At 62.5% G+C, this 13,254-nt stretch carries 11 protein-coding genes; 4 read left to right on the forward strand and 7 right to left on the reverse strand.

The window, feature by feature from the left end:
* Position 1: 1 nt before the first annotated feature.
* From ACROUL_RS01045 to cysQ, 6 genes are all read right to left on the reverse strand, one after another.
* Positions 2-1,696: a beta-1,6-N-acetylglucosaminyltransferase gene (locus ACROUL_RS01045; protein WP_431297707.1), complete on the reverse strand. Its 1,695-nt coding sequence runs from the start codon at positions 1,694-1,696 to the stop codon at positions 2-4.
* The gene (locus ACROUL_RS01050; protein WP_431297708.1) at positions 1,693-2,703 is read right to left on the reverse strand and encodes a glycosyltransferase family 2 protein; all 1,011 of its coding nucleotides are present in this window, start codon (positions 2,701-2,703) and stop codon (positions 1,693-1,695) included. Before ACROUL_RS01050 ends, ACROUL_RS01045 begins: the two co-directional genes overlap by 4 nt.
* Before the next feature lie 218 nt (positions 2,704-2,921).
* Complete coding sequence (locus tag ACROUL_RS01055) at positions 2,922-3,956, reverse strand: glycosyltransferase family 2 protein (RefSeq protein ID WP_431297709.1); 1,035 nt, start codon at positions 3,954-3,956, stop codon at positions 2,922-2,924.
* A gap of 60 nt (positions 3,957-4,016) precedes the next feature.
* Entirely contained in the window at positions 4,017-4,913 is an 897-nt protein-coding gene (gene galU, locus ACROUL_RS01060) for a UTP--glucose-1-phosphate uridylyltransferase GalU (RefSeq protein ID WP_431297710.1), read from the reverse strand.
* Positions 4,914-5,065: 152 nt separating this feature from the next.
* Complete coding sequence (locus ACROUL_RS01065) at positions 5,066-5,857, reverse strand: 3-deoxy-manno-octulosonate cytidylyltransferase family protein (RefSeq protein WP_431297711.1); 792 nt, start codon at positions 5,855-5,857, stop codon at positions 5,066-5,068.
* Positions 5,854-6,648 (reverse strand): 3'(2'),5'-bisphosphate nucleotidase CysQ, encoded by a 795-nt coding sequence (gene cysQ / locus ACROUL_RS01070; RefSeq protein ID WP_431297712.1) that lies wholly within the window; start codon positions 6,646-6,648, stop codon positions 5,854-5,856. The genes ACROUL_RS01065 and cysQ overlap by 4 nt, the downstream gene beginning before the upstream one ends.
* Before the next feature lie 122 nt (positions 6,649-6,770).
* On the opposite strand from cysQ, the gene ACROUL_RS01075 reads away from it, so the two are divergent.
* From ACROUL_RS01075 to radC, 4 genes are all read left to right on the forward strand, one after another.
* Positions 6,771-7,595 (forward strand): ABC transporter permease, encoded by an 825-nt coding sequence (locus ACROUL_RS01075; protein ID WP_431297713.1) that lies wholly within the window; start codon positions 6,771-6,773, stop codon positions 7,593-7,595.
* A gap of 219 nt (positions 7,596-7,814) precedes the next feature.
* Positions 7,815-9,725, forward strand: a complete 1,911-nt coding sequence (dnaK, locus tag ACROUL_RS01080) for a molecular chaperone DnaK (RefSeq protein ID WP_431297714.1) — start codon at positions 7,815-7,817, stop codon at positions 9,723-9,725.
* Positions 9,726-9,796: 71 nt separating this feature from the next.
* A complete protein-coding gene (gene dnaJ / locus ACROUL_RS01085) occupies positions 9,797-10,951 on the forward strand; it encodes a molecular chaperone DnaJ (RefSeq protein WP_431297715.1) in 1,155 nt (384 codons plus the stop codon).
* A gap of 42 nt (positions 10,952-10,993) precedes the next feature.
* Positions 10,994-11,758: a RadC family protein gene (gene radC / locus ACROUL_RS01090; RefSeq protein ID WP_431297716.1), complete on the forward strand. Its 765-nt coding sequence runs from the start codon at positions 10,994-10,996 to the stop codon at positions 11,756-11,758.
* On the opposite strand, the gene ACROUL_RS01095 is transcribed toward radC, so the two are convergent.
* Complete coding sequence (locus ACROUL_RS01095) at positions 11,730-13,244, reverse strand: substrate-binding domain-containing protein (RefSeq protein ID WP_431297717.1); 1,515 nt, start codon at positions 13,242-13,244, stop codon at positions 11,730-11,732. The two genes, radC and ACROUL_RS01095, sit on opposite strands and share 29 nt — an antisense overlap.
* Between the last annotated feature and the right edge of the window lie 10 nt (positions 13,245-13,254).

Raw genomic sequence — 13,254 nt, forward strand, 5'->3', positions numbered from 1 at the left:
CTCATTTTACCGCATAGGGCTTGATGCGGCCGCGCGTCACCGGCGGGGCGGAATGAATCGGGAAATCGCCCATTAGCACCGGCTGCATACCCTGATTGCGCAAGTTTTGCAGAAACTGGCCAAACCCGGTCAGGTCAACCATCCGCGGCACCTCGGTCAGACGATGAGCCGGGCGCGGGTTGCTGTCGTCGATGATGGTCTGCAGTGCTTCCATCGGGTTGTCGACAAACTGGGCCAGCGACCAGATGTTCACCCGCGCCTTCGTGTCGCTGCTGTTCAGCAGGGCCAGAAACTCTGACTCGATCCGTTGCAGGCGGGCGGCCTCGGCGCGGATTTCGCTGAAATTGCGGTTCGAGTGGAACAGCGGCACCGCGAAGGCGCCCGTGATCAGCGAGATGTGCGCGTTCGGGTCGTTGGCGAGGAAACTGGTAATTTCCTGCGTGTCGCCCGGTCCGAACAGGAAGGCCTGCCGTTCGCCCCGCGTGTTCCAGATCATGTTGGTCAGAAAGCTGCGCGGGTTGTAGTCGCGCAAGGTGGCACTGGCCGACAGCGCGCCCTTGAACACAGCTTCGCCGCCGTGAAACTGGGCCCCGTCGGGCGCGAAAAGGTGGCCGTGCGCGCGACACTCCAGCGACCTTGCAACCCAGCGGTCAAAATCTTCGAACAGTTCGGAAAAGCCCTGAAACACCGAGTAGGGCGCGGCGCAGCGGTTGCCGCCCTTTCGGTCGGTCGGAAACCGGCTTTGCATGTAAAGCCCGGCGCGGCCCTTGGTCCGCCGCTCCATCGCTCGGGCGAACAGACGGTCGATCTTGCTATGGTTCGGGTCGGGGCGCAGTTCACTTGGCTGCGCGGGGGCCAGAAACGTGGCGTAAAGCCGGTCCGCCTGCGGCCAGATCTTGCGCGCGACAAAGGAATCCGACCGGCGCAGAAGCTGCAGGTGATCGTCGTAGAAGATGTGCGGCCGACCCTGGAAATCAAACTTGGAAAGCGTCAGCGACCGGCTTTCCACCTGTGTAGAACAGCGGCGCACCAGCGTCTGGAAATAGCTTTCGTCGGGTATCCAGACACGGCGGAAATAGCGGTCTATCCGCTTTCGATCCGGCGCTTCCAGAATGGCCGACAGCGTTTGCCGCGTCAGGCACCACCACTGGCTGCCCATGTGGGGCACGATCTCCGCGGGGATCTTGCGGCGGATGCCAAGCCCGCGCTGCAGCCGGACGTAGCGATCGAAAAGGCCGCGCTGGTTGCGCCAGGAAAACGGAAACCGCAGCGTGAAGCGTTCCTCGTCCAGACCACCGACCGTCCAGCCGACATCCGCCGTGGTAACGCTTTCGATGAAATCCGTCCGCGGCCGCGCATCCAGAAACGCACGCAGATCTTCGGCCGGGCGCAGCGGCAGGCACGAACCGGAGGCAAGGTAGACATGCCGAACCTGCGGAAATTCTGCCAGCATCAGGGTCGAGGCCGCCTGCGTCGCCTGCACGATGCCCCAGGTGCCCCAGTCGCAGGTGAACCGCCGCGAGAACCGGATGTTGTCCAGATCAGCCAGCGATGCCCGAAGCTTGCCAACCTCGTCTTCGGCCACGCGCCGGTCAACATGGATAACTACGGGGCTGCCCGAAACAGCCCAATGCCGTGCGACCTGCCCCGCGCGGTCCAGCGCGGTGTGGCACAACATCACAAAGCCAAGCGTCACGCCCAGTTTCCCTTCGACATCAGCCCAAGTATCTCCAACTGGCGCCAGTTGACATACTTTTCGCTCCAATTGCACCACATATCGTGATCCTTTGCGGTAGAATCACGATATGCTGCATATTCGGCGCCATTGGCATAATGTTGGCGACGCGTTGCCTCTTCTTGCGCCTTTTCGTCGAAGGTATTCAGGAACTTTGCGTGCAAAAGGCAGCCCGAGGGCTTTTCGCCGCCACCCTCGTCATAAACAAGGTTAAGCCCGCGCGGCAGCATCATGTGGGTAGAGCTGACATAGGCGAAGCCGGCTTCCCATTTCACCAGCGGGATCTTGTTCATCGCCGGGGCGATCTCGGGCGTTTCGCCAAAGAACATCCGGGCGCGCGGCCCCCCTTGGATCCACAGGTTGCGATACTTCCAGTTCCGCGTGATCGTGTAATTTCCGCTGTCGAAGAACTGCGCAATCTCGAACGGATTCTGACCCTCGCGGTAAGGGTGCTCCTGCATGCCGCCCTTGGGATACATGTCCAGCATCATCGACGAAAACGTCCGGCACCGCGATGCGTCCAGCCAATCGGTCAGCGCACGCAGGGGCCGCGTTTCAGAAAACGGGTAGACCAGAAATTCGTCGACATCGACCGTCAGGCACCAGTTGCCGGTGCCGTAACGGCGCAGCAGGTGCATGATCCAGTCCATCCCGTGGCGGGATTGCCTGTATCCGGCAGAGGTTGCCCAAAGCGACACATCGCTTTGTGCGGCCAGATAATCGCCGCTGCCATCGTCAGACCCGTTGTCGACGAACAGGAAATGCTCGACCCCAAGCTTGCGGTAATACTCAAGAAAGAACGGCAACCGGACCCGTTCGTTGCGCACCGTCGAAAACAGCAGGATCGGCGCGGAACCCATCCGGTTTGTTCGGTCTGCCACAGTGGCAAGCTGACGACGCTTCAGGAACGCACGCGCTAGCAGGCGCCGCCGTCGCAACCGCATTCCATAGGCTTCGATTATGCTCATTTCGGTTCACCGATGCTTCGCCCGCCAACGCAGACCTTACTGCCAATATGTTGACGATTGCTTTCGCGAATCACGGCCGAACAAGCCCCAAGGTGTCTCTAGACAGACGCCCGGTAAATGACGTTGGACGAATCCTAGAAGGCTGTTCTCGCTTTGTAAACAATGCGACTCACCAGATAATGCGGTTTTCAGCCGGCTTACCGCTAAAACAGCGTTTGTCACAGCCAGCCACCCATCGACATCAGCCCCAGTGCCACCATCTGGCGCCAGCCCGCAAAGCGGGTGGAGGTTTCACAGTGCAGCACCGGGTTGGCGATCAGGCAGTCGTAGTAGGCCTCGTATTGTGCGGCATCGGCAAAATGCTCCTTGCGCATCTTCTCGACTTCGGCCCGTTCGATGATCGAGGGCAGGAACTTGCTGTGCAACAGCACACCCGAGGTCATCTCGCCACCACCAGTGTCGTAAACCTCGTTCAGCCGCCGGGGCAGCAGCGCGTGGGTGGAGTTGGTGTAGACATACCGCCAGTTCCAGCGCACCAGCGGCGTCTTGTTCAGGGTCGGTGCCTTGCGCGGCGTGTCGGCGAAAAAGGCGCGCGCACGGGGGCCGCCCTGAATCCACAGGTTGCGCAGTTTCGGCTGCACCTGAACGCTGTAATTTCCCGCATCGAACCAGCACAGGTCGGTGAACGGCCAGTCACCGGGCGGCGCTTCGGTGGCGGCGACCGATCCTTCGGGATACATGTCGATGGTGATCGCCCCGAATGACTCGCGTCCTTGCGTGTCCAGCCACTGGGCCAGCGCCGCCAGCGGGCGGGTCTCCCAATGCGGATAGATCAGGATCTCGTCCGAATCCACCGTCAGCGTCCAATGCCCATCGGCATGGCGCATCTGAAGCCAGGTCAGCCAGTCCACCCCGAACCGCGAGGCCTTGTAGCTTGCCGTCGTATGCCACAGCGACACATCCGGCTCATCGGCCAGCAGGTCTGCACCGCCGTCGCTGCTGTCATTGTCGATGATCAGAAAATGCGCCACGCCCAGTTTGCGGTAATGGGCCAGAAAAGCCGGCAGGCGGTGGGCTTCGTCCCGCATCGTCAAGAAACACAGGATGTCACCCTGCCGGATCGCCTTGGTCCGGTCCGCAACGACCGAAAGCTGGTTTCGCTTCATCACGGCGCGGAGCAACAGCCGCCGGCGCCGCAAGCGCAGCTTGTAGGCCTGCCACAGCGATACCGGCGATACCCTTTCTTCGGGCATTTCTCCGATGCGCCAAGCCTGTGCGGCCTGACTGCTACCGGTCTCCGGTCGTGTCACGGCTCACTGTGCGGCTTTCTGCATCGCCATCACTTCGTGCAGATAGCTTGCGAATTCGTTGCACAGATCGGGGCGTGCAAGGCCGAAAGCCACGGTTGCCTGCAAGAACCCGATCTTCGAGCCGCAGTCATAGCGCTGCCCGCGGAAACGCATGGCAAAGACGCCGGCCTTGGTCTTGGTTTCCTCGGCAATCGCGTCGGTCAACTGGATCTCACCTCCCGCGCCCTGCTTCATGCGGTTCAGGTTGGTCAGCACCTTCGGCGTCAGGATATAGCGCCCGATCACCGCCAGATTCGACGGCGCGTCCTTGGCCTTGGGCTTTTCGACCATGCCCTTGACCTTCATGACGTTGCCGCCCTCCGACCCGACGTCAAGCACACCGTAGGACGAGATCTTTTCGGGCGACACTTCCATCGCCGCGACCATGCAGCCGCCGGTTTGTTCATAGGCTTCGACCATTTGCAGCAGGCAGGGACGTTCGGCCGCGATCACGTCGTCGGGCAGCAACACCGCGAACGGTTCGTTCCCGATCAGCCGCCGCGCGCACCACACCGCATGGCCAAGGCCCATCGCGCGGTTCTGACGGACATATGCGATGGCGCCGCTGTCCATGTTGGTGTCCTTCAGGATTTCCAACAGGTCGTCCTTGCCCGATTTCCGCAGCGCGCTTTCCAGTTCCGGCGCGTGGTCGAAATAATCCTCAAGCGCGGACTTCCCGCGCGACGTCACGAAAATGAATTCCTTGATCCCCGCCGCACGCGCCTCGTCGATCGCGTATTGAATAAGCGGCCTGTCCACCAGCGTCATGATCTCTTTCGGGATCGACTTGGTCGCTGGCAGAAATCGCGTTCCGAGCCCCGCCACGGGGAACACGGCTTTCGTCACTTTCCTTGGTTTCATCACTTCACTCTTTATTCTTCTCGGAGCCAGTTTCTTGGTCCTGGCCAACATGACAAACGATTCTGTCTACAAGCAGGCATCTTAACGTCTAATTGGGTTATGCTTGCATATTTCCGGGCAATCTTGCAGTGGGAAAATTACAAAAACGGCTCTCATTCCCCGTCTTGCGCAAGCATCGCCTCGATGATCGCCACATCCGAAGGGTTGTTCAGCTCCCAGAACTGCCGCCCTCGCGCGGCAACCTCCACGCACAGCACCTGGCGTCCCTGTTCAAGGAATCGGAGCTGTTCCAGCCCTTCCAGCGTTTCAAGCGGCCCGATCGGCCAGCCTGCATAGGCCCGCAGCGCCCTTGGCCGATAGGCATAGACGCCGACATGGTGGAACACCGGGGTCGGGTCGTCATCGGCAAAGGTCTTGCCGGTGAAGGGAATCACTTCCTTGGAGAAATAGAGCGCCCGTCCGCCAGCACCAAACACCGCAGTCGTGCCCCCCACGCGCCCGGCGCGCCGATCCGCCAGAAAACCGTTCAGCGCCCGCCCGTCGCAGCGCAGCACGGGCGTCGCCACGTCAGCCTCCGACGAGATCCGCAACCCCTTGACCAGATCCTCGACGAACCACGCCGGGGTCAGCGGCGCATCGCCCTGCAGGTTCACGACAATCTCGTACCCCGGCAACTTCGCCGCCACCTCGCAACACCGTTCAGTGCCATTCTGGCAGTCCGACGAGGTCATGACGATCTCGGCCCCAAAGCTGGCGGCGTGGTCGGCGATCCGGGCGTCATCGGTTGCGACAACCACCCGGTCCACGCCCTGCACCGATTTCGCGGCCTCCCAGCTACGGCGGATCAGGGTCTTTTCCCCGTCCGGGCCGCGCAATGTAACCAGTGGCTTGCCGGGATATCGGGTGCTTGCATAGCGCGCAGGGATAGCAATCAGGACGCTCATGCCTTCAACTCCACGCCCGGCGCATAGGCGATGAAAAACGGGTTGTCCCAGCCGGGCTTGCCATAGCCAAGCGGTGCGTGACCGTCAAAGCGCACCACCTGCCCCCCGGCGCCCCGCAAAACGGCATCGCCCGCCGCTGTATCCCATTCCATCGTGCGCCCAAGACGCGGGTAAAGATCCGCCTCGCCGGTCGCCACAAGGCAGAACTTCAGGCTGCTGCCCGCGCTTTTCATGTCGGCTACGGCATACTTTCCGATATAGGCATCGGTCGCGGCGTCGCGGTGCGACTTCGACGCCACCACCCGCAAAGCGGCGTTATCAGGGCTTGCGACACCGATCACACGGCAGGGTCCGGCCTCTGCCTTTGCAAGCGGTCCGGTTTCCTCGACCGAACGGCCATCGGCAAGGGTATAGAATAGCCGTCCCTGCGCCGGGGCATAGACGACACCGCGCAGCGGCACGCCGGCCTCGACATAGGCGATGTTCACGGTGAAATCGCCTCGCCGCTGGACGAATTCCTTGGTCCCGTCCAGGGGATCGACGATCAGGAATGTCTGCGCTTGTAACGCATGGCTGTCGGCTTGCTCTTCGGTGATCAGCGGCACGGTTGGAAACGCCGCCCGCAGGCCGGCCGAGATCAGCGCATCGGCGGCTTCGTCGGCTTCGGTTACCGGGCTGGCATCGCCCTTTGACTTCACCTCGAAATCAGGGCCGTTGTAGACCTCCATGATCCGGTCGCCCGCTTCCAGCGCCAGCCGGCGCATCACCGGAACAAGTTGTGCAAAATCCATCGCCTCTCCTGCCGCTTCACCAGCGGTCGTTGTATTGTGCGTTGTCCGCCCTTATCCTGCGGCTGTAACGGAACGGCAAGATTTGCCGGCGTATTCAGACCCGGCACCAAAGGGAATCGCAGATGTTCCGATCACAGGTCCAGCGGAAGTCCCGGCTTCGGTCCGGATTCCAGATACTGGAACTTGTTTTCCATGTCGCCATCCGCAACCTGCGCAAGACCAACGGCAATGCCATGCTTGGGCTTGCGCTGTCGATCTTCCAGTCGCTGCTGATGGTGCTGGTCATGTTCGCGCTGTTCCACATTCTTGGCGTGCGCAGAATCGCGATACGCGGGGATTTCCTGCTGTATGTCATGTCCGGCGTGTTCATGTTCATGACGCATGTAAAGACAATCGGCGCAGTCGCCTCGGCAGATGGCCCGACCTCGCCGATGATGATGCACAGCCCGATGAACCCGATCATCTCGATCGCGGCGGCGGCACTTTCGGCGCTGTACCAGCAGACGCTTGCCGCTGGCGTGATCCTGTTTTTCTACCACACCGCCTTCACGCCGATCACCATCGACGATCCGGTGGGGGTGCTGGGGATGCACCTTCTGTCATGGTTCGCCGGGATCGGCATCGGCATGGTGTTCCTGTCGGCCAAACCCTGGCAGCCCGAGGGGGTGGGCATCCTGACCTCGCTTTACCAGCGCGCCAACATGATCGCTTCGGGCAAGATGCTGGTCGCCAATGCAACTCCCGCCTCGGTCCGTTCGATGTTTGACTGGAACCCGCTGTTCCACACCATCGACCAAGGGCGCGGCTTCATATTCCTGAACTACGGTCCGCGCTACACGTCGATCGAATACCCGATCTATTTCGCACTGACCTGCATGATGATCGGCCTGATGGCTGAATTCTTTACCCGCCAGCACGCCTCTGCCAGCTGGAACAAGGGGCGTTGATTCTGCTGGTCAATCTTGTGGTGCGTGGTGGCGGCGGCGCGGTCGTGCGGAAAATCGCACGTGTTCCGTTGAAGCAACCGTTGCAGCGCGAAACGTGCCTGCCTATATACGCCGGGCACGATGACGGGCGCAGATGCCCGTCGGTTCAATCACCGGGCCGGGATGCCGAAGACCAAGGGTCCCCGTCCGGAACATCGCCTGAAGAAAAGGGATACGAACATGGCCAAAGTCATCGGTATTGACCTCGGAACCACCAACTCCTGCGTCGCCATCATGGACGGCGCGCAACCGCGCGTGATCGAAAACTCCGAAGGCGCGCGCACGACCCCCTCGATCGTCGGTTTCACCGACTCTGAGCGTCTCGTGGGGCAGGCCGCCAAGCGGCAGGCCGTCACCAACGCCTCCAACACCATCTTTGCCGTCAAGCGCCTGATCGGGCGCCGCTTCGACGATCCGGTGATCCTCAAGGATCAAAAGAACATGCCGTACAAGATCGTCAACGGCGGCAACGGCGACGCTTGGGTCGAAGCCCGGGGCGAGAAGTATTCGCCCAGCCAGGTGTCCGCTTTCATCCTGCAAAAGATGAAGGAAACCGCCGAATCCTACCTTGGTGAAACCGTCACCCAGGCCGTGATCACCGTCCCCGCCTACTTCAACGACGCCCAGCGTCAGGCGACCAAGGACGCGGGCAAGATCGCCGGCCTCGAAGTGCTGCGCATCATCAACGAGCCGACGGCGGCCGCGCTGGCCTACGGCCTCGACAAGAAGGAAACCAAGACGATCGCGGTCTATGACCTCGGCGGCGGTACCTTCGACATCACGATCCTCGAAATCGACGACGGCCTCTTCGAAGTCAAATCCACCAACGGCGACACGTTCCTCGGCGGTGAAGACTTCGACATGCGCATCGTGAACTACCTCGCTGACGAGTTCAAAAAGGAACACGGCGTCGATCTGTCGAACGACAAGATGGCGCTCCAGCGCCTGAAGGAAGCGGCGGAAAAGGCCAAGATCGAACTGTCCTCGGCCAGCCAGACCGAAATCAACCAGCCGTTCATCTCGATGGACCGCAACACCGGCCAGCCTCTGCACATGGTGATGAAGCTCACCCGGGCAAAGCTGGAAAACCTTGTCGAAGACCTGATCAAGAAGTCGATCAAGCCCTGCATGGCCGCGTTGAAAGACGCCGGCGTCAGCAAGGAAGACATTGACGAGGTGGTTCTGGTCGGCGGCATGACCCGGATGCCACGCGTCGTGGAAGAAGTGACCAAGTTCTTCGGCAAGGAACCCCACAAGGGCGTGAACCCTGACGAAGTCGTGGCCCTCGGCGCCGCCATTCAGGCCGGCGTGCTGCAAGGTGACGTGAAGGACGTGGTCCTTCTCGACGTGACCCCGCTTTCGCTGGGCATCGAAACCCTCGGTGGCGTGTTCACCCGCCTGATCGACCGCAACACCACGATCCCGACCAAGAAATCCCAGGTGTTCTCCACCGCCGAAGACAACCAGAACGCGGTGACGATCCGGGTCTTCCAGGGCGAACGTGAAATGGCGGCCGACAACAAGATGCTCGGCCAGTTCAACCTTGAACAGATCCCGCCCGCCCCGCGTGGCGTGCCGCAGATCGAGGTGACCTTCGACATCGACGCCAACGGCATCGTGTCGGTGAAAGCCAAGGACAAGGGCACCAACAAGGAGCAGGCGATCACGATCCAGGCCTCCGGCGGTCTGTCGGACGAAGAGATCGAAAAGATGGTCCGCGACGCCGAGGCGAACGCCGAGGCTGACAAGGAACGTCGCGAACTGGTGGAAACCCGCAATCAGGGCGAAAGCCTGCTGCATTCCACCAAGAAGTCGCTGGCCGACCACTCCGACAAGGTCGATCCGTCGACCGTCGAGGCCATCGAATTCGCCATGTCGCCCCTTGAAGAAGCCCTCAAGGGCGAGGATTCCGGCAAGATCCGCTCGGCCATCCAGAACCTGACCGAAGCCGCAATGAAGCTGGGCGAGGCCATCTACAAGGCCAACCAGACCGAAGGCGGCAGCGGTGGCGACGATGAGCCGCGCCCGGTGGATGACGATGACATCGTCGACGCCGACTTCGAGGATCTGGGCAGCAACAAGCGGAAGTGACGCCGCATGAACCGAAACGGGGCGGTCTGGCAACAGGCCGCCCCTCCCGGTTCTGAGCAGGGGGTTTTGCCGTGGCAAAACGCGATTTTTACGAAGTGCTCGGCGTCGCCAAGGGGTCCTCGGCAGAGGAACTGAAGAAGGCCTATCGCAAGAAGGCCAAGGAACTTCACCCCGACCGCAACTCCGACAATCCACAGGCCGAAGCTCAGTTCAAAGAGATCAACGAGGCCTACGACGTTCTGAAGGATCCCGACCGCAAGGCCGCCTACGACCGCTATGGCCATGCAGCCTTTGAAGGTGGCATGGGCGGCGGTCCCCGGCCCAACGCAGCCTATGGCCAGGGCGATTTCGCCAGCGCCTTCTCGGACGTGTTCGAGGATCTGTTCGGCGATTTCATGGGCGGCCGCGGGGGCGGCGGCGGCGGCGGCCGTTCGCGCGCCCAGCGCGGCTCGGACCTGCGCTACAACCTGCGTGTCAGCCTTGAAGAAGCCTTTGCCGGCGTTCAGAAAACCATCGTCGTGCCCACCTCGGTGCAGTGCGACGTGTGCCACGGATCAGGGGCCGAAGGTGGCGCCGAGCCTGTCACCTGCCCGACCTGTTCGGGCATGGGCAAGGTCCGCGCGCAGCAGGGCTTCTTCACCGTCGAACGCACCTGCCCGCAGTGCAACGGCATGGGCCAGATCATCAAGAACCCCTGCCGCACCTGCGGCGGTCAGGGCCGTACCGAACGGGAACGCTCGCTCTCGGTGAACATCCCGCAAGGGGTGGAGACCGGCACCCGCATCCGTCTTGCCGGTGAAGGCGAGGCGGGCCTGCGCGGCGGCCCGAACGGCGATCTCTACATCTTCATCGAAGTGAAGGATCACGCGATCTTCCAGCGCGACGGCGTGCATCTGTTCTGCCGCGTGCCGATCTCGATGCCCTCCGCCGCCCTTGGCGGTGAGGTCGAGGTGCCCACCATCGACGGTGGCAAGGCCCGCGTGAAGGTGCCTGCCGGTGCTCAGACCGGCAAGCAGATGCGCCTGCGCGGCAAGGGGATGCCCGCCCTGCGCGGCGCCGGAACCGGCGACATGGTGATCGAACTTGCCGTGGAAACCCCGGTCAACCTGACCTCGCGCCAGCGCGAACTGCTGCGTGAGTTCGAAAAGCTGTCCGAAGAAAACAACCCCGAAGGCTCGTCGTTCTTTTCCAAGGTCAAGGGTTTCTGGGACGGCATGAAGAACTAAGACGTTTACGCTTTCTTCACCAAGGCGCGCGACACTCAGCCTATGTCGCGCGCCCTTCAAGAACCGCCCTTCCCATTGTTCACGCCCGACCGGGCGGAGGATGAGGCGGTGTTAACTGCGGTTCCCGACCGCCTGCCTTCCTACATCGCAGATCATCGCAAACGTCTGCGCGACCGCTTCATCGAAGGTGGCGCACAGGCAATGCCTGACTATGAACTGCTTGAACTGGTCCTGTTCCGCGCCATTCCCAGACAGGATGTAAAGCCGCTCGCCCGGCTGCTGCTGGACACGTTTGGCGATTTCAACCGCGTGGTGTCTGCCGCACCTGCCCGTCTGATGATGGTGAAGGGCGTGGGTGACGCGGTGGTGCTGGAACTGAAGCTGGTCGAAGCCGCGTCGCAGCGCCTGATGCGCGCCCGCGTGCTGCACCAGCCGCTCCTGTCGTCATGGGATGCGCTGCTGGATTATTGCCACACCACGATGGCGCACCGCGAAACCGAACAGTTCCGTATCCTGTTCCTTGACCGAAAGAATGTGCTGATCGCCGATGAAGAACAGGCGCGCGGCACCGTCGACCACGTCCCCGTCTACCCGCGCGAGGTGGTGAAACGCGCGCTGGAACTCAACGCCTCGGCGCTGATCCTTGTGCACAACCACCCCTCCGGTGACCCCACCCCCTCCGACGCCGACCTTTCGATGACGAACCAGATCGTCGACGCATGTCACGCCCTTGGCCTGACGCTGCACGACCACCTCATCATCGGCAAATCGCGCGAGCTTAGTTTCCGCTCGCAGGGGTATCTGTAAAGCGCGGCACGAGCCACACTTCCACCCGCCGGTTCAGATGCCGCCCCGCCGCCGTTTCGTCGCAAGCCATCGGAAGCGCTTCGCCAAAGCCTTCCACGCGCGGCAGGGCATCGGCGCCAAGGTCGGGCGCCACCACCGCCAGTTCCTGCGCCACCCGTGCCGCCCGCTCCACCGACAGCGCCAGATTGGCCTCGGCGGCACCGGAGCCATCGGAAAACCCCGCCAGTACCATCTCCTCGTTGCGAAACTGCCCCGAGGCGATCAGTTGCGCCAGATCGCTGAGGTTCGTCTGCGACTGCGCGTCCAGTGTCGATGACCCATCCTCGAACCGAAAGGTCAGCGACAGCCGGTCCGCCCCGTCCATCAGCCCCACCAGCCGTTTCAGATCGGCCAGTGTGATATCGTCGCCTGCCCCCTGAATCGCGTTGATCAGCCGCAGCCCATCCGCCGTCATCGCCTGCCGCGAGGTTGACCGGTCCACGTAGCCCGCCGCTGCAACAGCCGCTTGCGCTTCGGGCGTGGCAAGGAACTCAAGAAACTCGCGCGCCATCAGCGGCAACCGGCGCGGTGGCGTCAGCAGAAAAATCGGCAACGACAGCGGATAATCCTCTGCCTTCACCGCAAGCGGCGTCGGCAACAGCGGAAACCCGCAACTGTCTGTCAGCGTGAGGATGCGCGCGCGGCCCACCTCGGCGCGGCCGGTGATCGCCAGCGCCCAAGGGTCTTTCGCGACCGCCTCGGCCAGCGTCGCGAGATCCGGGTGCGCCTCATCCGCGACGATCGGCAGGCCCAAGCGGTCGGTCAGGGCGCGCTGCAGATCGGTGTCGGGCGCCAGCGCGTGCAGCACGATCGGCATGTCCGGCCCGCCCACTTCGACCCAGTTGTCGACCTCGCCCGACAGCACGCGCGCCAGATCGGTGGTCGACATCTCGGGCGTCGGATTGTCCGCCGCGACCACCGGCACCAGCGCATCATAGGCCAGCGCCCGTGATCCGAACGGCTTTTCCGGCCGCGATCCGATAGCCAGGTCCGCCCGCCCTTCACCCAGCGCAGCGCTGGCCTCGTCCGGCCCAAGCGCCGTAAAGCTCAGCTCTGCCAAGACTTTGTCGGTTTTCGGATCGCGGATCACAGCGGCAAAACCCGGCGCCTCCTGCGGCTCGAACAGCAGTCCGCGCGCCTCGGCAAAGCGTTGCAGCAGACCCGGCAGCAACGATGCCCCCGCATCGGGCGACCCGGTGAACCGGATAACCGCCTTGGGCGCGATCAGATCGGGGCAGGCGGGGCCTTCGCAGATCACCCCTTGCCCGTCCACCGTCAACATCCCGTAGGAGGTGTCGATCCGGTAGAATTCGCCGTCGAAACCCACAAGAGTGCCGGTCAGCACGATACTGCCCTCGCGGGCCACCAGGGTCACGTCCTGGGCAGCGGCAGCCTTAGCAACAAGAAACGCGGCGAAAATCGCCGCGCGCCCAACCGTCCAACCCATGACACGCCTG

Origin of the sequence: Tabrizicola sp. BL-A-41-H6 (genome assembly GCF_050632395.1) — a bacterium.
In the GTDB taxonomy this organism is placed as follows: domain Bacteria; phylum Pseudomonadota; class Alphaproteobacteria; order Rhodobacterales; family Rhodobacteraceae; genus JAUYQR01.